Origin of the sequence: Streptomyces sp. 840.1 (genome assembly GCF_003751445.1) — a bacterium.
Classification (GTDB): Bacteria; Actinomycetota; Actinomycetes; order Streptomycetales; family Streptomycetaceae; genus Streptomyces.
This window is the reverse complement of record NZ_RJUU01000001.1, coordinates 2,939,860-2,959,448: the sequence shown is the minus strand read 5'-3', so window position 1 is coordinate 2,959,448 and position 19,589 is coordinate 2,939,860. Positions and strand designations below refer to the sequence as shown.

The window sequence follows — 19,589 nt, the reverse complement described above, 5'->3', positions numbered from 1 at the left end:
CGGTGCCGAGCCTGATCCTCTCGCTGGCGCGCGGAGCCGCCACGTCCCCGTTCAAACGGCCGGGCCGGCCGGACGCCGTACTGCCAGCCGACCGCGCGAGCAGCCCGGCCGCGCCCCTCGCGGCCGGTCCGCTGGCCGCGTACCGCAGGATCTGCGGCTTCGCGGACCCGGACGCCCTGCCGGTCACCTACCCGCACGTCCTGGCCTTCCCGCTCGCCATGCGGCTGATGACCCGGCGCCGCTTCCCGCTGCCGGTCACCGGACTCGTCCACACCTGGATCGAGATCACCGCACACCGGGAGCTGCGCCCCTCGGACGCGCTCGAACTGACGGTGTACGCAGACGGGTTGGCCCCGCACCGGCGCGGCACGGAGGTCACCGTGGTCACCGAGGCCCGGCTCTCGGGCGAGCTGGTGTGGGAGTCCCGCAGCGGCTACCTGTCCCGGCACGCGACGCGTACCGCCGCCGAACAGGCGCGCCCCGCACCGGAACCGGACCTCCCCGCCGTCGCGGAGTGGCGGCTGCCCGCCGACCTCGGCCGGCGCTACGGCGCCGCGTCGGGCGACCGCAACCCCATCCACCTGTACCCGCTGACGGCACGGCTGTTCGGCTTCCCGCGTGCCATCGCGCACGGCATGTGGACCGTGGCCCGCTGCCTCGCGGAAGCCCCTCGGCCCGACCTGATCCACACGGTACGGGCGGACTTCAGGGCGCCCGTCCTGCTGCCCGGCACCGTCACCTACGCGTCCGACGGCGCCGCCTTCCAGCTGCGCGGCGGCGAGCGCGTCCACCTCACCGGGACTACCACGCACCGGAGTTGACCGCAGACGGCCGCTCCGGTGCGGCGGGTTCAGCGGACGTGGGGCGTCCGCCGTCCTCCTGACCGCCCCCGGCCACCCGAAGGTGCGGGCCCTCTACGAAACGTGGGGATATACCGGGGTCGGCAAGCGGCAGCCGTTCCCCGACTCCCCCGCCTTCACGGTCATGCTCCGCGACCTGCGCGGCCTGCCTGCCCGCGCGCTCGGCCCCGAAGCGCCCGAAGGCCCCTGAGGGCGTCCGCGCCGCCCGTCACGCCGGACGCCCGCGCCCCGCCCCCCGCGGCTGCCAGGGGTGGCCGTTCATCAGGTTCTCCAGGCCGGCCCAGGAGAAGTTCATCAGGGTGGCCGCCGCCTCCTTCGCCGAGACGCCCGGGGTCTCGTTGGCCCAGCCGGCGAGCGACTCGGCGGCGCCCACCAGCGCCTGGGCGAGGCCTGTCACGTCGCGGTCGGGGAGGGCCGGGTCGTGGTGGGCCTCGCGGGCCGCGGCGCCGATCAGACCCGTGACGAACGCGACGATCTCGTCGCGCATCACGCTCACCTCGGTGGCGAACGGCTCCCCGTGCGTACGCGCCTGGCGGTAGAGCACCGCCCAGCCGTCCGGGTTCTCCGCGGTGTGGGTGAAGAACGCCTGGAGCCCGGACCAGAGTTGCCGGTCGGCGGGGAGTCCCGGTTCCGCGCCCGCCTGGACGGCGGCGAGCAGTTCCCGCGCCTCTCGGCGGATGCACGCGGTGAACAGTTCGTCCTTTGAATTCAGGTACAGGTACACCAGTGGCTTGGACACTCCGGCCAGCTCGGCGATCTCGTCCATGGAGGCGGCCCGGTAGCCGCGCCGCCCGAACGTCTGGACCGCGGCGTCCATCATCTGCTGCTCGCGCACGGCGCGCGGCATCCGTTTGCCCTTCACAGCACCCATGCCGGACTCCTCCCGCCCCCGATGCACTACTCCCCGGTAAGAGTACGGCGCCCGACGGCACGGGCGGTGCGGCGTCCACGCGTGGGCGCACCGTCAGACGACAGGCTGCCGTCGCAGTCGCAACGGCCCCCCGGCACGAGTGGCGTACAGCGTCCCGGCACGGGCGGCCAGCCCCTCGCAGCCGCCGCTCGGCCCCGGCGCCGCGCAGGGCGCGAAGGGGGTGGCGTCGGCCGAGGGCAGCCGGGTGAGGAGTGCCCCCTGTGCGGTCACCGCCCAGAGCCGGCTGTTCATCGTGGTGAGCGCGACGGCTCCGCCCGCCGGCCCCAGCGCCTGCCAGGGCGCGTCCACGTCGAGGGCGGACAGGTGGTGCAGTGTGTCGTCGTGCGGGGTGATCGCGAAGGCCCCGGCGTCGCACAGCGCCAGCGCCGCCGTGCCCGCCGGGACCGTGGTGACCCGGTGCCATTCGGCCGGGCCGGGAACCGGGTCGCGGCGCAGCAGCCGTCCGTCGTCGGTGGCCGCGTACAGCTCCAGCGGGAACGCGCCCGACGCCTCGCGGGACGAGGCCAGGGCCCGTACTCCCGGCGCGTCGCCGATCCGGCGCCAGGGCAGGTTCTGGCCGGACGGCTCGCGGCACAGCAGCGCGCCCTGCGCGTCCGCGCCGAAGAGGATCCCCTCGCAGACCGCGAGTGCGCGCACCCCGTCGGCGGCGGACGCCACCTCCCAGGCGTCGCCGGGCACCGCACCCGCAAGGCGGTCCAGGACGTTGCGCGTGATGCGGTCGACAACCGGGTCATCCGCCAGGACGCTGCCCCAGTTGATGGTGCCCGCGTTGAACACCGTGCCCGCGCCCAGCCGGAACGTCCCCATCGTGGCGGCGCCGCCCTGGCCGTAGTCGCGCCAGTGCCGCAGGTCCGCGGTGGCGAGGACGACGAAGGAGGACGGGGTGCCGTCGGTGCCGGTGGCCCGGGGGACGTCCCCGGTCCACTCCAGGTCGCAGGCGTCGGTCTCGTACCCGAGTGCGCCCCGGGCGAACGACTCGCCCTGGGACAGTCCCGTCCCCTCGAAGACCCAGTGCCCGGCGAACCGTGCGGTGTACGCGTCCTTGAGCATCACCTTCATGCCCTCGCCCCAGGCTCCCGCGCCCCGGCGGAAGCTGAGCCCGGTCATGGAGTTCTCCGGACGGTCGACCGGGGAGCTCGACCACTCGACGGTGACCCGCCTCGGGTCGGTCGCGGTCATCGGGTCGGTGACCGCGTCCCGGTGGCAGACCATCGTGCTCAGGCCGTCCTCCAGCCGCATCTGCCACCACGCGGTGTTGGCCGCGAAGAACGCGAGGTTGCCGCCGCGCCGGGCGAACGCCTCGACGCTGTCGCGCATCTCCATCGTCCAGTACTCGTCGTGGCCGTTGACGACCAGCAGCCGGTAGTGGGAGAGGAGTTCGTCGCCCTCGTGCAGGTCGAGGCCCGAACAGAAGTCGACCCGGTACCCGGCGCGCGGCAGCCAGCGCAGCAGCCCCTCCTCCCAGCGCTCGGGGGGCGGGCCGCCACCGGGCGAGGCGAAGGAGACCCGGGCCGCCCGGCCGGGCTGCTCGGTGTAGTAGAGGCCCCGGCCGGGCCGGCCGCTGTGGGTGTACGCCCGCCAGGTGGCGAACGGGACGGAGACGAGGATCGGCGAACCGGTGCCCGGCCGGGCGGCCCGGACGACGAACCACACCTCGTGCTCCGCCTCGTGGTCCGCCTCGTGCTCCGCCTCGTCGAGGGGGCCGCCGTCCGGGAGCGGTTCGAACGTGGCCCGGTACAGGGAGCTGGGCCAGTCCCCCGGGATCCGCAGGGTCCAGTCCTGGCCGGTGACCGGTGCGGTGAGCCGTACCTCGCCGCCGACCGCGTCGGTGACGACGACCCGGGCGGGCCCGCCGGTTCGGTGGAAGGCCAGGGTGCCGCCCTGCACGGCGGACGTCCGCTCGGCCCAGGCGCGGATCACGGCCGGCGCACCGGGCTCCGTCCCGCCGCCGGTCGCGCGGGTGTTGTGGGTCATGGCCGCTCGTCCCCCCACGATCGCCTCAGCAGCTCCGGCAGTTCACCGAGGGACGGCGCATCGCCCGTCGCGCTCGCGACGATCAGGTGCTCCATGGCGTACAGGTGGCCGCGGATGGCGTCCGGTGGCAGATACGCGGTGTCCGCGGTGAGCGTCACGGCGAGGGCCGGCCCCACCCCCGTGATGTGCAGGCAGTAGCGGCACGCCACCCGTTCCTGGGTGGCGGGGAAGTCGAACCGGGTCGACCCGCGCGCCTCCGCGAGCTCCTCCCGGGTGGGCGCCGGTCCGGCGGGCCCGTGCCGGTCCACCAGCCGCATGTCGTTGAAGCAGCAGTACGGGTGGACCTCGGTCCCCCGCTCCCGGCTCATCCGCTCGCCGAGCCCGTCCCACTCCACCGGGTCGTACACGGCGGCCCGGTAGGTGCGCAGCGCGGTCCGGTAGGCGTCCGGGAGCAGATCGGTGAACCGGCCGTCCGCGCCCACCGCCCCCGGGTCGAGGACGAACAGCCCGTCCTGGGAGAGGGTCGAGACGAGGTCGCGCAGACCGGGGGCGGTCCGGTTCCCGACGATGGGCATCACGGCGGCGGTGCGGTGGCCCTGGTCCGCGGCCACCAGGGCGGCGGACGCGGCGAGCAGCACGGTGGAGCCGCTGACCCGGTGGGCGGCCGCGACGGCTCCGACGGAGCGGGCCATCGCCGCGGAGACGATCCGCCCGGTCCAGAAGCGCGGGCTGCGGGGCTCGGCGACCTCGGTGGGGAACATCGTCGGCGGCGCCGACCGGTACCCCCGTTCCCAGTGGTCGAGGGCCGCCGCGCCGCGTCGCCTGCCCCGTTCGCCGTGCTGCTCGCGCGCCAGGTCGAGCGGGCCGGTGGCGGGCGGCCGCCCTGCGGAGCCGCGCAGGGCCAGCAGGCGCAGGTCCCGTACGAGGACCTCGGCGCCGTGCCCGTCCGCGGCCAGGTGGCACAGGACCAGCACCGCGTGGGTGACCAGGCCGTCCACGGTGACGAGTGCGACGCGCAGCGGCCACTCGCCGGTGTAGTCGAAGCGGGTGCCGGACAGCCGGTCCAGGAGTTCGTCCGCGGCCCGCGACGCGGCGTCGGCGTCCGGTGCCGGCGCGAGGGTCACCGGCAGCGTCCCGTCGGCGAAGAGCGACTGCTCCGCACGGCCGTCGTCGTCCACCAGCCTTGTACGCAAGGACTCGTGACGAGCCATCAGTGCACTGAGTGCGGTCAGGGCCACAGGCACGGTGACGGACCTTCCGCGCGAACCGAGGGGCAGGACGCGGCCCAGGTTGAAGTAGTGGTCGTTGGGGACGGTGCGCAGCACGGCGTGCCAGATCGCCCGCTGCCCCCAGGTCAGCGGGGCCCGCCCGGACCGCTCGCCGCAGAAGGCCACCTCCACGACGCCGGAACCGTCGTCGCACGGGTACGGGTCCGCCGGGGCGCCCTGGGCCGCCCGGCCGGTGCCCGGGGCGTCGGCCGTGACGGTGTCAGCCATGTCCGCCTCCCCCGTCCGGTGCGGCCAGCCGGTCCGCGAGCGCGTCGAAGTCGTCCAGCTGCCGGAACGATCCGTCGGGGTCGATCAGCACACCGAACTCCTCCTCCAGGGCGTCGATCAGCCGCAGCATGGCCAGCGAGGTGACCCCGATCGCGGTGAGGGAACCCCCCTCGGCCAGGACGTGCGCCGCGGCGATCTCGCCGTCGGTCGCCGCCTCGACGAGTCCGGCCAGCCGCTCCCGCACGGCGGTCACCGCGCGCCCGTCGCGGCCTCGGCCAGCCGGCGGCGCAGGCTCAGCGGCCGGATGTCCTCCCACACCTCGTCGACGTGCGCCATGCACGCCTCCTGCGAACCGGTGAAGCCCTCGGCCCGCCACCCGGCGGGGAGTTCGCCACCGGCGGGCCACAGCGCGTGCTGCTCCTCGTCGTTGACGACGACCTGGTACGACGCCTGCTCGCTCATCGCTGTTCCTCCTGCTGAAGTAGGGCCACCTCGGCCGCTACGCCGTTGATCGTGGGGGTGTCGAAGAAGACGTCGAGCGGTACGTCGACGCCGAGTTCCCGGCGGATCCGGCCGGCGATGGCGGTGACCGTCAGGGAGTGCCCGCCGAGGTCGAAGAGGTCCTCGTCGAGACCGATGTCGTCGAGCCGCAGCACGTGCTGCCAGATGTCACGGACCACCGAGGTGACCCGGTCCGTCCCGCCGTCCGCCGCGCTCCCGCCCTGCGCACCGGACACCGGCGCCACCGGCTGCTCCCGGGTGCGCGGCGGTGCGGGCAGGCGGCCCCGGTCGAGCTTGCCGTTCGGGGTGAGGGGGAACGCGTCGAGGGACACCCAGACCCCCGGCGTCATCGCCGCCGGGAGGGCCGCTGCCACATGGGCGCGCAGCGCCTCGGGCGAGGCGGGGGCGCCCGGCGCGGCCGCCGGGACGGTGTAGGCGACCAGCCGGGCCTGCCCGCCGTCCGGATCGTCCGTGCCCCCGTCGAGGACGACGGCCGCCTGGGCCACCGCCGGGTGCTCCCCGATCCGCGCCTCGATCTCGCCGAGTTCGATGCGGTGGCCGCGCAGCTTGATCTGGGTGTCGGCGCGTCCGGCGAACTCCAGCAGGCCGTCCCGCGTCCGTCGTACGAGGTCGCCGGTGCGGTACAGCCGCGAGCCGGGCGGCCCGTACGGGTCGGGGACGAAGCGCTGCGCGGTGAGTCCGGGACGCCCCCGGTAGCCGTGCGCGACACCCGCGCCGCCCAGATACAGCTCGCCGGTGATGCCGTCCGGCACCGGTGCGCCGTAAGCGTCGAGCACCTGGACGGAGGTGGCGGCGAGCGGGCCGCCGATGGTGACGGGCCCGCCTGCGGCGAGTTCGGCCAGGGTCGACCAGACGGTGGTCTCGGTGGGCCCGTACACGTTGACGAGCCTGCCCGTGGCGTCCGTGAGACCGCGTGCCAGCGGGCCCGGCAGTTCCTCACCACCGGCGACGGCGACCAGGTCAGGCCGGTGCAGCCCGGCGGCGAGCATCAGCCGCCAGCTGCTCGGCGTCGCCTGCACATGGGTCACCTGCTGCGCGTCGATCAGCTTCAGCAGGGCCGCGCCGTCGCGCTGGTGCGCCTCGGGGACCAGGACCACGCGGGCCCCGGCGGTGAGGGGGAGCAGCAGCTCCACGGTGGAGATGTCGAACGACAGGGTGGTCAGTCCGAGCCAGCGGTCGGCCGCGCCCGTCCCCAGCCGCTCGGACATCGTGGCGAGGAGGTTGGCGAGCGCCCGGTGCGGGACCTCGACACCCTTGGGGGTTCCGGTCGAGCCCGAGGTGTAGATGACGTAGGCGGGGTCGCCGGCCTCCGGCGGTGCGGGTTCGGCGGCGGCCGGGGCGGCGGGTCCGGCGACGGTGAGCACGGGCACGCCGGCCGGGAGCCCTGCGGGGGCGTCGCCCTCGGTGACCAGGGCGGCCGGTGCGGCGTCGCCCAGGACGAGGGCGAGCCGCTCGGCCGGGTGCTCCGGGTCCAGCGGGAGGTAGGCGGCGCCCGCCGTCAGCACGCCGAGCACGGCCACCAGCTGGTCGACGGAGCGGGGCAGCAGGACACCCACCAGGTCGCCGGCGCCCAGCCCGCGCGCGCCGAGCCGGGCGGCGAACGCGGCTGCCGAGACGTGCAGTTCGCGATACGTCAGCTCCTCGCCGTCGGTTCCGGTCACGGCGACCGAGTCCGGGGTCCGGCCGGCCTGCGCGGTGAACATGCCGACGACCGTGGCCCCGGGCGGGCAGGCGGCGGGTCCGGCGGCGGCGGCGGAGTCCAGGACCCGCCGCCGCTCGTCCCCGGTCAGCAGGGGGAGTCCGGCGAGCGGGGTGCGCGGTGCGGCGAGCGCCGCGTCGAGCAGCGTGAGGAAGTGGCCGGCGATGCGTTCCGGGGCGCCGGGGGCGAAGGCGTCGGCGCGGTACTGGAGCGAGCCGTCGATCCGGCCGGGGCCGTCGACGAGCTGGAGGTGCAGCAGGTTGCGGACGGTGTGGGTGAAGCCCGTCCAGTCCACCGCGGCGACGCGTCCGAAGCCGAACTCCGGCAGCTCCGCATCCCCGCGGCGCCGGTAGCTGACCGAGACCGGGGTGAGCGCGGTGCGCGGGGTGAGCCCGCGCACCGCACGGGCCAGCGGGACGGTGCGGTGCGCGTACAGGGCCCGCAGTTCGGTCCGTACGTCCTGGACGAACAGGGCGAAGGGCCGCTGCGGGTCCGGGTGGGTGAGGACCGGCAGTTCGTTGACGTACAGGCCGATGTGCCCGGTGTCCTCGGGTCGGCGGGTGCTCAGCTCCAGCGCTGTGGCGGGCGCCGTGCTGCCGTAGCGCAGGAGCAGGGTGTGCCAGGCGGCGAGCAGCACCTCGAAGGGGGTGGCGCCCAGGTCTGCGGCGGCCCGGGTGAGGCGGTCGCGCAGCGCGGTGTCCAGGGCGAAGGGCACGGACGCGCCGGGCGCGGGCGCGCACGTGTCCTTCGGCGCGGCGGACAGTCCGGGAAGGGCCGGGGTGCCGGTGCCGTGGTCGCGGCCCGACCAGAACGCGGCCGCCGCGGCGACGGCGGACTCCCCCGGCACCGGGGGCGGCCCCGGCCGCGCGGCGGGCGCGGGGGCGCCGCCCAGCGCGGCCAGCAGGACGTCCTTGGACGTGCCGTCGAACACCAGGTGGTGGGCGACGACGTGGAGCTGCTGCCCGTCCTGGCCGCCGTCCACGAGTGCGAACCGCACCAGTGGTCCCCCGGCGAGATCGAAGGGGCGCACGGTCTCCGCGTGCAGCACCGCCGCCACCTCCTGCGGGGCGCAGCTGAGCCGGCGCAGCTCCGCACCGGCGACGCCCGGTTCGAGGGCGGGGCCGGCCGGGTCGAGGCGCGCCGTCAGCACCGGGTGGAGGCGGGTGACGCGCGCGCAGGCGGCGGCGAGCGCTGCGGCGTCCGGCGGCCCGGTGAAGCGGACGGTGAGGGACAGGTGGTGGGCCGAACCGGCGTGCAGCACCTGTTCGGTGACCCACATGCCGTGCTGGGCCGGGCTGAGGCCCTGGGGGGCGGTATTCGTCATCGCGGTGCCTCGTCGTCCAGGAGCAGGCGCAGTTCGCGCTTGAGGATCTTGCCGCCCTCGTTGCGGGGCAGGCCGGAACGGAAGAGCAGCCGGGCCGGAAGCTCGTGCGGGGCCAGCCGGTCCAGCAGGAAGGTGCGCAGCTCCGGCACCGTCACCTCGCCGCGTGGCACGACGACGGCGGCGACCACGGATCCGAGCACGGGGTGCGGCACTCCGAGGGCGGCGGCGTCGGCCACGGCCGGGTGGGCGTGCAGCGCGTTCTCCACCTGGAGGGTGGACACCTTGTGGGCACCGGACTTGACCACGTCCCGTTCGCGGTCGAGCAGATGCAGGTAGCCCTCGTCGTCGAGCCGGCCGAGGTCTCCCATCCGGACCCAGCGGCCCTGGAACACCTCGGCGCCCGCCTCCGGGTCCCCGAGGTAGGTGCGCGGGGACGCGGGGGTCCGCAGCCACACCTCGCCGGGTTCCCCGGCCGGCAGCGGGGTGCCGTCGGCGGCGGTGATCCGCAGCTCGCTCACGGATGCGGGGCGGCCCGGCGACTCGGGCCGTTCGGGGTCGAACAGGAGGGTGACCTGTGCGGGGGCCGCCTCGGTCGAGGTGTAGTAGTTGACGATCTGGGCCCGGGGGAAGGCGTCCGCGAGTGCGACGGCGACGGGCTGCGGAAGGGCGGCCGCGGTCGAGCCGACCAGCCGGACGCTGTCGGTGGAGAACCGCCGCGCGGGGCCCGAGCCGAGCAGTTCGATGGCCATGGCCGGGACGAGGAAGACGCTGCCCACCGCGTGCTCCTCGATGAGGCGGGCGAAGCGGGCGGGCGTGAACCGGGGTGCGGCGATCCCGGCCGCCGCCGAGTCCAGCGCGTTGACCAGCATCGTCTGTCCCGCGTTCGTCCCCACCGGGAAGGCGTGCAGGAAGTACGCGGAGTGCCGCAGCGGACGGCGGCGTTCGTCGAGGGTGCAGCCGTGCGCCAGGTTGCCGTGGGTGGCGGTGACCCCCTTGGGCACTCCGGTGGTGCCGGAGGTGTAGAGGATCTGGGCGAGCGCGCCGGGGGCGGGGAGCGGGAGCGCCCCGGCGCCCGGGTCACCGGCCGTCGTGACCTCGGCGACGGTCGCCGTACGGACCGGCGGGGCCGAGCCGTCCGGTTCCGGCCGGACCGGCGGGGGCTCCCCGGCCGCGTGCAGCACCAGGGCGGCCCCGCTGTCGCGCAGCACGTGGGCGAAGACCGCCGGGGCCTGACGGTCCGACACCGGGACGGCCACGCAGCCGGCCATCAGGACCCCGCAGTAGGCGACCGCGTACTCGGCCCAGTCGGCGCTCCCGTAGCGCAGCGCCACCCGGTCGCCTGCCGCGCGTCCCCCGGCCCGCAGCCCGGACGCCAGCGCCCGCGCCCGGTCGTGCCACTGGCCGAAGGTCAGCCGGTGGGGACCGCAGAGCAGCGCCGGGCGGTCGGGGCCGGTGGCGGCGCGGTGCTCCAGCAGGGCCGGCAGGCTCGTGGGACCGGCGGGCCGCACCCGCCGTGCCGTGGCGGCGCTCATGCCTCGTCCCGCGAACGGCCTGCGGAGCCTGCCGGTCCGGTGGTGACGAGGCCGCCGCCCCCGGCCCCGGCCTTCGCCTTCCCGGTGCGCGCCCCGGCCATCCGGCGTTCGAGTTCCTGGATTCCCACCAGGTCGTCCGGGAGCGCGTCGGGGACGTCCAGGTCGAAGCGGGACAGCACCCGCATCCGCAGGCCCACCGCGACCAGGACCAGCATCGCGGCGCCGAACAGCACGTACATGAAGCCGATGCCCCGGCCCGGCCCGGTGCCGATGACGGCGCCGACCGTGGACGCGAGTGGTCCGTCGTCCTCCAGCAGCGGCCCGAACAGCGCGGAACCGGCCGGGGCGATGATCCCGTGCCCGATCGGCAGGGTCGACCAGGCGACCATGGTGTTGAGAGCGAACACCCGGCCGTGGAAGCGCTGCGGGACCTTGATCTGGACGATCGTCGTGTAGACGCCGTTGACCATGGACAGGGCGAAGGACATCCCGAACGCCCCGGCCCCGATCACCCACAGGTCGGCCCGGACGCCCACCAGGGCGCAGGCCACCGCCAGCAGCGCTGCGAGGCCGAGCATGCCGCGCAGCCGGTGGCGTACCGGTCCGCCCCAGAAGCCCATCGCGATGCCGCCGAGGATCGCTCCGGCGCCGCCTGCCACCGCGACGCGGGCCGCCGCCGCCAGCGAGTCGAAGGACAGCACCAGCGGGGTGAGCAGCAGGAAGAGCGGCGAGAGGAAGAGGTTCAGTCCGGCGAACCAGAGCAGCATCGCGCGAAAGCCCCGGTTGTGCCAGGAGTGCTGGAAGCCGTGCTTGATCTCGGCGATCAGGGACTCGCGGCGGCTCCAGGCCATCGTGACGGGGAACCGCACGCACAGCAGCACACCGATGGCGACCGCGTAGCTCGCCACGTCCAGGACGAGGATGCCCTTCAGTCCGATCGCCGCCATCAGGGCGACCGCGACCAGCGGGACGACGAACTGCGCGACACCGAAGGCCATCTGGACGATGCCGTTGGCGTGGCCGAGGTACTGCTTGGGCACCAGTTGCGGCACCGCCGATGCGTAGGCCAGGCGCTGGAAGGTCAGCGCCATCGACAGCACGGCGAGCAGTACGTAGATGTGCCAGGAGTGCAGGTGTCCGGAGAGCAGCAGGGTGAGGAGCGCTGCCTGGGTGACGGCGGCGACCACGTCGCTGACCAGCATCACCCGGCGGCGGTCTAGCCGGTCCACGATCGCCCCCGCCACCGGGCCGATCAGGATGCCGGGCAGCATCCCGATCACGGCGTACAGCGCGTACCGGCCCATCGAGCCGGTCTCCAGGTAGATCCAGACGGGCAGCGCGAACTCGGTGAGCGCGGAGCCGGTGATGGACAGCAGCTGGCCGAGGGCGACCAGCAGGAAGCGCACCATGCTGGGGGCCGGGCCGCTCTCCGGCGGCGGCGGGGTGCCCGGCGGTGCCTGCCCGGTCCCGGTCCCGGCCTCCGTTCCGTCCGGGCCGGCCGGGACGCGGTCGCTGACGCCGTGGAACCACCACGAGCCGTCGTCGGCCCGCGCGGGCAGCTCGTCGGCCGCGGTCCCGGCCACGAGGGCGGGGTGGGTACGGGTGACGATCTCGGCGAGCTCGGCGGCACGGTACTTCAGGAAGAAGTGCCCGCCCTCGTCGAGCACCGTGACGGCGGAGCGTTCGGCGAGCATCTGCCACTCGCGGTAGCGCTCCTGGTAGAAGTCGGTGGCCGGGTCGCGGTTGCCGATGACGGAGATCACCGGTGCCCGCAGCCGGTCGCCGCCCCGCTCGACCTCGTCGAGCACCGAGGTGAAGTACTCCTCGGCGGCCTTGGAGTCGCTGCGCATGTTGCCGATGATGAACCGCGTCTGGGTCTCGTCGAGTTCACCGACCTCTGCGCCCATGGAGCGCAGCCAGTTGACGTACACCCGGTCGCCCAGCAGCGGTTCGAGGGCGGAGATCCGGCTGAGCGCTCCGAGCACCTTGCTGCGGGGGCGGGCGAAGGGGAACTGCGCGCCGATGTAGACGGCTTCCAGCTCCCGGCCGGAGCGTTCCAGGAGCCGGGCCACCGCCACGGTCAGGGCGCTGCCGACGCCGCAGTGCCCGTAGAGGGCGATCGGTCCGCCGACCCGTTCGGCCACCTCGGCGGCGATGCCCTCGGCGAGTTCGCCGAACGGCAGGTGGCGTTCGGTGACCCCGATGTCGTGCCCGGGAATGGCGACCGACCACAGGTCGTAGCCGTCGGGCAGTTCGTCGGCGACCGGCTGGTAGACGACCGCGCTGCCACCGCCGTAGGGCACGCAGACCAGCGACAGGGTGCGGGTGGCCTCGGGGGCCGGCCTCGTGAGCCGGTGCAGCAGCCGGCTGGGGCCGCGCTCGGACTCGTCGAGGTCGGCGAGGGCGGCCAGTTCGCGCACCGTGCGGCAGGTGAACAGGTCCATCACGCTGACCGGCCGGGCGCCCACGCCCGGCAGCCGTTTGCGGGCCCGCGCCACCACCTGGGTGGCGAGCAGCGAGTGGCCGCCGAGGTCGAAGAAGTCGTCGTCGATGCCGACCTCGGGCAGGGTCAGCACCTCGGCCCAGATGTCCGCGAGGACCCGCTCGGTCCCGGTCCCGGGTGCGACGGGCGCGTCGCCGCCGGACCGGCGGATCTGCGGGGCGGGCAGGGCGCGGCGGTCGAGCTTGCCGTTCGGGGAGAGCGGCAGCGCGGCCAGGCCGACGAACGCGGCCGGCACCATGTAGTCGGGGAGGGTGCGCCGCAGCGCGGTCCGCAGCGCCTTCGTGTCGGGCTCGGGGGCCTCCCCCGCTGCGGGGGTGAGGTCCGGCCGGGTCACCACGTACGCGACCAGCCGCTTGTCCCCCGGGTTGTCCTCGCGCACGACGACCGCGGCGGCGGCCACCTCGGGTTCGGCGCACAGCGCGGCCTCGATCTCGCCGGGTTCGATGCGCATGCCGCGCAGCTTGACCTGCTGGTCGATCCTGCCGAGGTGCTCCAGCTGCCCGTCCGCGCGCCAGCGGGCCAGGTCACCGGTCCGGTAGAGCCGGGAGCCGGGCTCACCGAAGGGGTCGGGGACGTAGCGGGCGGCCGTCAGCCCGGGTCTGCGGTGGTAGCCGAGCGAGACCTGTACGCCGCCGATGTGCAGCTCGCCCGGGGTGCCGACGGGGGCGGGGCGCAGGTCCGCGTCCAGGACGTACAGCCGGGTGTTGTCGACGGGCGCGCCGATCGGCACGGTCTCCAGCGGGCCCGCGCACTCCCAGCTGCTGACGTCGATGGCGGCCTCGGTCGGGCCGTACAGGTTCGCGAGCCCGCAGTGCGGCAGCCGGGCGGTGAACTCCCGTGCGGTACGCGGCGGGAGCTCCTCACCGCTGCACACGACCTGGCGCAGCCCCGCGCAGCGCTCGATGCCGTCCTCGGCGAGGAACATGTCGAGCATCGAGGGCACGAAGTGGGCGAGGGTGACGCCCCGGTCGGCGATGGTGTCCCGCAGGTGGGCGGCGTCCTTGTGACCGCCCGGCCTGGTGACGACCAGGCGGGCCCCGGACAGCAGCGGCAGGAACAGCTCCCACACCGAGACGTCGAAGCCGGTCGGGGTCTTGTGCAGCACCGCGTCGTCCGGCCCCACTCCGTAGGTGCGGCGCATCCACAGCAGCCGGTTGACGAGGGCACGGTGGGTGTTGGGCACCCCCTTGGGCCGGCCGGTCGAGCCGGAGGTGTAGATCATGTACGCGGTGTCGTCGGCGGCGGGCCCCCCGGGCAGCGGTCCGTCGTCGGGCCAGGACGCCGACTCGTCCAGCAGCAGGACGCGCGCGGCGCACTCCTCGGGGGCGGGCAGACGGGCCTGTGTGAGCAGCACCCCGGCACCGCTGTCGGCCAGCATCGACGCGAGGCGCCCGGCCGGGTACTCCGGGTCGAGCGGGGTGTAGCCGGCTCCGGTCCGCAGCACGCCGAGGAGCCCGGCGACGAGCTCCGGTGAGCGTTCCGCGCTGACCGCGACGAGCGAGCCGGGCCCCACGCCCTCGGCGTGCAGCCGCCGGGCGACCCGGGCGGCGGCCCGGTCGAGCTCCGCGTACGTGAGGGTGGCGCCCTCGAAGTCGACGGCGACGGCGTCCGGGGTGGCGGCGGTCTGCGCGGCGACGAGCCCGGGGAGGGTGGCGTCGTCCGGGAAGGCGCGCGCGGTGTCGTTCCACTCGACGACCACCTGCTCCCGTTCCTCGGGGGCGAGGAGGTCCAGCGTGGACAGGGGCACGTCGGGACGGTCGGCGACGGCCCGCAGCAGCCGGCCGAGGCTGCCGCCGATCCGGGCGACGTCCGCCTCGTCGAACAGGTCGGTGTTGTAGTTGAAGGCGCCGTGCAGTCCGTCGGGCCATTCCATCAGGAAGAGCTCGATGTCGAACCGGGTGCCAGCGGCGCGCAGCCCGAACGCCTCCACGTCCAGGTCCGCCCGCTCACCGGCCCCGTCGCCGCGCACCGCGTAGTTCTGGATGGCGAGCACCGCCTGGAACACCGGGGAGCGCGAGACGTCGCGTTCCACCTTGAGCTCCGACACCAGCTGGGCGAAGGGCAGTTCCTGGTGCGCGTAGGCCTCCAGACAGGTCTCCCTGGTCCGGGCGACGAGTTCGGTGAAGGTGGGGTCGCCGTCCAGCCGGGCGCGGAAGGCCAGGACGTTGACGAACATCCCCACCAGGCCCTCCAGTTCCGGCTCGGGACGGCCGGCGACCGGTGAGCCGACGGCGAAGTCCCGCTGTCCGCTGAACCGGGCGAGCACCAGCTGGAACGCGGCGAGGAGCACCATGTGCGCGGTCGCGCCGTGGGCCCGGCCGAGCTCGGTGAGCCGGTCCAGCAGCTCACGGCCGACGTCGAAGCCGTAGCCGGCTCCGTCGAAGGTCTGCCGCTCGGGGCGGGGGCGTGCGCGGGGCAGCTCCAGGGGCTGGACGCCGGCGAGCTCCTCCTGCCAGTACGCGACCTCCCCGGCGAGCCGCGCGCCGGTGAGCCGTTCGCGTTGCCAGACGGCGAAATCACCGTACTGGATGGGCAGTTCGGGCAGTGGGTCGGGCCGGCCCGAGGCGTAGGCGGTGTAGCCGCGCAGGATCTCGGAGACCAGCACCTCGCTGGACCAGCCGTCGCTGACGCTGTGGTGCACGACCAGGAGCAGGACGTGGTCGTCGTCGGCCAGCCGGATCAGGGCCGCGTTGATCAGCGGGCCGGTGACCAGGTCGAAGGGTTCCGCCGCCAGCTCGTCCACCAGCCGGCCGGCCTCCTCGGCGCTCCCGGCGTCGGCGGTGCGCAGCGCGAACGGGCCCGGTTCGGCGATCTCCAGGACCGGGCGCCCGTCGTCGGTGGACGGGTAGCGGGAGCGCAGGGTCTCGTGCCGGGCGGTCACCGCGTCCAGCGCCCGCTGGAGCGCGGGACGGTCCAGCGGGCCGCGCAGCCGCCGGGCGACGGGGATGTTGTACGCGGCGGTGCCGGGCGCGAACTGCTCCATGAACCAGAGCCGCTCCTGCGCGAAGGAGAGCGGTGGCACGCTTCCGGCGGCGCGGGCGGGGATCGCACCTGCGGTGCGGTCCCGGCCTCGCAGCCGCCGGGCGAGCAGCGCGCGCTTGGCCTCGGAGAGCGCGGCCGCCGACGGTCTGCCGGGGGTCCCGGCCGGCTCCGGTGTCCCGGCGGGCTCCGTCGCGGTGGTCCCCGCGTCCGGTCCCGGCGCGTCCGTGCCGGATATCGCTTCGGTGCTGCTCACGCCGTGGTTCCGTTTCTTTCCGGTGCGGCCGGGGCCGCGAGGAGTTCCTCAGCGTCCGCTTCGGACAGGGCGTCGATCTCCGCCAGCAGGAGGTCTTCCACCGCGACGGCGAAGGCCTGGGCGGTCCGGTGGGCGAACAGCACCCGCAGCGGGACCGTGAGACCGGCCGCCGCGCGGATGCGGGCGACCACCCGGGTGGCGAGCAGTGAATGCCCGCCGAGGTCGAAGAAGTCGTCCAGGGCCCCGACCCGGTCGAGGCCCAGGACCTCCGCCCAGACGTCGGCGACCAGGGACTCGGCGTCGGTACGCGGGGCCACGTAGCCGCCCCCGAGTTCGGGCCGCCGTTCGGGGGCGGGCAGCGCCTGCCGGTCCAGCTTGCCGTTCGGGGTGAGCGGCAGACCGTCCAGCACGACCAGCGAGTTCGGCACCAGATGGGCCGGCAGGGTCTCGGCGAGGGCGGCCCGCAGCGACGCGGGCCGGAGCGCCTCGCCCCGGTGGTCCGCCGCCGCGACGACATAGCCGACCAGTGCCTCGTCGCGGACCACGACAGCGGCACGGCCCACGCCGGGCAGGCCCAGCAGCGCCGCCTCGACCTCCCCGGGCTCCACCCGGAAGCCGCGTACCTTGATCTGCGCGTCGATCCGGCCCAGGAACTCCAACTGCCCGTCGGACCGCCACCGCACCAGGTCCCCGGTCCGGTAGCGCAGCGCGCCCGGCGGCCCCCACGGGTCGGGCACGAAGGCTCGGGCGGTGGCACCGGGGCGGCCCCGGTAGCCGTACGTCACCCCGGCGCCGCCGATCAGCAGCTCACCGGCGGCGCCGCGCGGCAGAAGCCGGCCCCGCGCGTCGCACACCGCCAGGGTCGTTCCGTCGAGCGGGCGTCCGACGGGGGGCCGGCGCGTCGCGTCGGCCGGGCCCAGGTCCGCCGCACTGGCGATCACCGTGGTCTCGGTCGGGCCGTAGGAGTTGACGACGCGGACCCGCTCCCCGAAGTGCGCCCGCCAGGCGGCGACCGCCGCGGGGGAGACCTGGTCGGCGCCGAGGATCAGCAGCCGCAGTCCGGGCGGCCAGGCCACGGTGTCGACGGTGTCGACCAGCTGGTGCCAGTACGGGGTGGGCAGGTCCAGCACCGTCACCTCCCGCCCCTGCCCGCCGGCGAGCAGGTCCGGCAGGGTGTCGCCGGTCTCCGCGACGACGAGGCGGGCCCCCGCGGTGAGCGCGGGGTAGATCTCCTCCGCGTGGGTGTCGAAGCTGAGCGAGGCGAACTGGAGGATCCGGTCCCCGGGCGTGATCCCGTAGTCCCGGCGCATCCCGGCGACCCGGGCCGCCAGCGCGCGGTGCGGCACCACCACGCCCTTGGGGGTGCCGGTGGAGCCGGAGGTGTGGATCAGGTAGGCGGCGTCGTCCGGCCCGGCCTGCCAGGCGGGGTCGGGGGTGCCGGGCTCCCCGGACCGCTCCTCACCGAGTACGGCGACCCCGTCGGGGAGCCAGGGCGCGGTGCCGGGGGCGGGCCCGACCACGACGCGGATGCCCGCGTCCCGGACCATGAACTCCAGCCGGGGCGCCGGGTAGGCCAGGTCGAGCGGCAGATACGCGGCGCCTGCCCGCCACGCGCCCAGCATCGCCGTGACGGCCGCCGCACCACGCGGCAGGCAGACCCCGACGACATCGCCGCGCCGCACCCCGGCCCCGTGCAGCCGCACGGCCAGCGCCCCGGCCGCGTCCCACAGCGCCCGGTGGGTCAGCGTGGCGTCCGGCCCCCGCACGGCGACCGACCCGCCGTGCTCCCCGGCCGCCACCCCGGCCAGTACCCGGGGCAGCGCGACGGCGTCGGCTGCGGGCGCCTCGGGGCCGGTGCCCAGCGTGCGCAGTTCCTCGCGCTCCCGCCCGGTGAGGACGGGCAGTTCGGGCAGCGGGGTGTCCGGCGCGTCGAGCGCGCCGCGCAGCAGCGTCTCGAAGTTCCCGGCGAGGACGGCCACCCGGTCCGCGTCCAGCAGGCCGGTGCGGTAGCCGAAGACGGTGACCAGGTCGGCGCCCTCGCGGCGGATGTCCAGCATCAGTTCGAACTTGCTCGCCGCATGCCCGCCGTCGGCCTCCTCGCACCGCAGACCGGCGAACGTCCGCTCGCCGCCCTCGCCCTCGTCCTGAGTGTGGACCGTGAGCAGGGTCTGGAACAGCGGGCTGCCTCCAAGGCTGCGCTCGACGCCCAGTTCGTCGATGAGGCGCTCGAACGGCACCCGGTCGTGGGCGAAGGCGCCCAGCGCGGACCTGCGCACGCGCCGCAGCAGTTCGCCGAAGGCCGGTCCGTCCGCCAGCTCCGCCCGCAGGACGAGCGTGGTGGAGAAGTAGCCGATCAGCTCCTCCAGTTCGGGTTCGCCCCGGCCTGCCGCCGGTACGCCCACGCAGAAGTCGTCCTGCCCGGTCCACCGGTGCAGCAGGCACTGGTAGGCGGCCAGCAGCACCATGAACGGCGTACAGCGGCGCTCCTTGGCGAGCGCCGCCACCCCGGCCGCCGCTCCGTCCAGCCGCCGGGTGTGGAAGGCACCTTGTCCGCCCAGTCCGCCCGGCCCCTCCGGCCCCCCGGCCCCGTCTCCGGAGTGCAGGTCCAGCACCGGGGCACCGGCCAGCCGCTCCCGCCAGTACTCCAGCGCCCGCTGCGCCTCGGGGCCCTGCGCGGACTCCCGCTCGCGGGCCGCGTGCACGGTGTACGGCAGGACGTCCGGCAGCTCGACGGCGCGGCCGTCCAGGCATGCGGCGTAGCGGGTGGCCAGCTCCGTGCGGAGCAGGTTCAGCGACCAGCCGTCGGCGACGATGTGGTGGAGCACCACGCACAGCAGGTGTTCCTCGTCGGCGGTGCGCAGCAGGGTGACGCGCAGCAGTGGGCCGCCCGCGAGGTCGAACGCGCCGTTGGTCCGGGCGGCGAGGATGGCGTCGGCCCGTCCCGCCGCGCCGCCGGCCCGCAGGTCGAGGAACTCGACGGGGAAGGCGGCTGCCGGTTCGACGACCGCGACGGGGCGGCCGTCCGCGTCGGGGAACCTGGTGCGCAGTGCCTCGTGCCGGGCCACGGTCCCGTCGAACGCGGTCCGCAGCGCCTCCACGGACAGGGCGCCGGACAGCCGGAGCACCAGTGGGATGTTGTAGGAGGCGTCCCCCGGGTCCAGCTGGTCCAGGAACCAGAGCCTTTCCTGCCCGTGGCTCAGCGGCAGACCGCCGCCGCCCGTGAAGTCCGTACCGGTAGTGCCCCTCATGTGCCGTGCCCCCCGTGTGCCCGCGCGGCACGGACCCCGAGGATGACGGGGCCCACGCCGCAGGAATCCGCCGACGGGCCGTCATATTCCTTGACAGGTAAGGGAGTTGCGCTTCCCAGAGCCCCCGTCCGGCATCGGCCTCGCGGCAACCGCAACGCTAGAAGGCGACCCCCCGCAAGTCAATGGTATGGACCATTCGGTCTGGCTGATTCCGATGAGTTCAGCCGTCGCGAATCACCCGTTACGCGACATCAGGAGCAACGCG

At 75.1% G+C, this 19,589-nt stretch carries 10 protein-coding genes; 1 reads left to right on the top strand and 9 read right to left on the bottom strand.

Translation table 11 applies throughout. From position 1 onward, the window contains the following. Positions 1-2 precede the first annotated feature (2 nt). Positions 3-821 carry a MaoC/PaaZ C-terminal domain-containing protein gene (locus EDD93_RS13560; RefSeq protein ID WP_123525395.1) on the top strand — a complete coding sequence of 273 codons (819 nt, stop codon included), beginning with the start codon at positions 3-5 and terminating at the stop codon, positions 819-821. A 247-nt stretch (positions 822-1,068) separates the two neighbouring features. Here EDD93_RS13560 and EDD93_RS13555 read toward each other — a convergent pair whose 3' ends face one another. The 9 genes from EDD93_RS13555 to EDD93_RS13515 all read right to left on the bottom strand — a co-directional run bounded on the left by EDD93_RS13555 (position 1,069) and on the right by EDD93_RS13515 (position 19,324). Further along, on the bottom strand, positions 1,069-1,731 hold the full coding sequence (locus EDD93_RS13555) for a TetR/AcrR family transcriptional regulator (protein ID WP_185092306.1): 663 nt from the start codon (positions 1,729-1,731) through the stop codon (positions 1,069-1,071). Positions 1,732-1,824: 93 nt separating this feature from the next. After that, positions 1,825-3,765: a N,N-dimethylformamidase beta subunit family domain-containing protein gene (locus tag EDD93_RS13550; protein ID WP_123525394.1), complete on the bottom strand. Its 1,941-nt coding sequence runs from the start codon at positions 3,763-3,765 to the stop codon at positions 1,825-1,827. Then, a complete protein-coding gene (locus EDD93_RS13545) occupies positions 3,762-5,261 on the bottom strand; it encodes a condensation domain-containing protein (protein WP_123525393.1) in 1,500 nt (499 codons plus the stop codon). Before EDD93_RS13545 ends, EDD93_RS13550 begins: the two co-directional genes overlap by 4 nt. Then, complete coding sequence (locus EDD93_RS13540; RefSeq protein ID WP_123525392.1) at positions 5,254-5,514, bottom strand: acyl carrier protein; 261 nt, start codon at positions 5,512-5,514, stop codon at positions 5,254-5,256. The genes EDD93_RS13545 and EDD93_RS13540 overlap by 8 nt, the downstream gene beginning before the upstream one ends. Next, positions 5,511-5,723: an MbtH family NRPS accessory protein gene (locus EDD93_RS13535; protein ID WP_123525391.1), complete on the bottom strand. Its 213-nt coding sequence runs from the start codon at positions 5,721-5,723 to the stop codon at positions 5,511-5,513. The genes EDD93_RS13540 and EDD93_RS13535 overlap by 4 nt, the downstream gene beginning before the upstream one ends. Next, positions 5,720-8,806 carry a non-ribosomal peptide synthetase gene (locus tag EDD93_RS13530; protein ID WP_123525390.1) on the bottom strand — a complete coding sequence of 1,029 codons (3,087 nt, stop codon included), beginning with the start codon at positions 8,804-8,806 and terminating at the stop codon, positions 5,720-5,722. The genes EDD93_RS13535 and EDD93_RS13530 overlap by 4 nt, the downstream gene beginning before the upstream one ends. Beyond that, positions 8,803-10,338 (bottom strand): class I adenylate-forming enzyme family protein, encoded by a 1,536-nt coding sequence (locus EDD93_RS13525; protein WP_123525389.1) that lies wholly within the window; start codon positions 10,336-10,338, stop codon positions 8,803-8,805. Before EDD93_RS13525 ends, EDD93_RS13530 begins: the two co-directional genes overlap by 4 nt. Further along, positions 10,335-16,076 (bottom strand): non-ribosomal peptide synthetase/MFS transporter, encoded by a 5,742-nt coding sequence (locus tag EDD93_RS13520; protein WP_260255716.1) that lies wholly within the window; start codon positions 16,074-16,076, stop codon positions 10,335-10,337. The genes EDD93_RS13525 and EDD93_RS13520 overlap by 4 nt, the downstream gene beginning before the upstream one ends. Further along, positions 16,073-19,324, bottom strand: a complete 3,252-nt coding sequence (locus EDD93_RS13515) for a non-ribosomal peptide synthetase (protein WP_123525388.1) — start codon at positions 19,322-19,324, stop codon at positions 16,073-16,075. Before EDD93_RS13515 ends, EDD93_RS13520 begins: the two co-directional genes overlap by 4 nt. Positions 19,325-19,589: the final 265 nt, after the last annotated feature.

What these genes read in the sequence shown, in the direction of transcription:
- EDD93_RS13555 (WP_185092306.1), bottom strand. Translation starts at nt 1,731, where the DNA reads ATGGGTGCTGTGAAGGGCAAACGGATGCCGCGCGCCGTGCGCGAGCAG.
- EDD93_RS13550 (WP_123525394.1), bottom strand. Translation starts at nt 3,765, where the DNA reads ATGACCCACAACACCCGCGCGACCGGCGGCGGGACGGAGCCCGGTGCG.
- EDD93_RS13545 (WP_123525393.1), bottom strand. Translation starts at nt 5,261, where the DNA reads ATGGCTGACACCGTCACGGCCGACGCCCCGGGCACCGGCCGGGCGGCC.
- EDD93_RS13535 (WP_123525391.1), bottom strand. Translation starts at nt 5,723, where the DNA reads ATGAGCGAGCAGGCGTCGTACCAGGTCGTCGTCAACGACGAGGAGCAG.
- EDD93_RS13530 (WP_123525390.1), bottom strand. Translation starts at nt 8,806, where the DNA reads ATGACGAATACCGCCCCCCAGGGCCTCAGCCCGGCCCAGCACGGCATG.
- EDD93_RS13525 (WP_123525389.1), bottom strand. Translation starts at nt 10,338, where the DNA reads ATGAGCGCCGCCACGGCACGGCGGGTGCGGCCCGCCGGTCCCACGAGC.
- EDD93_RS13515 (WP_123525388.1), bottom strand. Translation starts at nt 19,324, where the DNA reads ATGAGGGGCACTACCGGTACGGACTTCACGGGCGGCGGCGGTCTGCCG.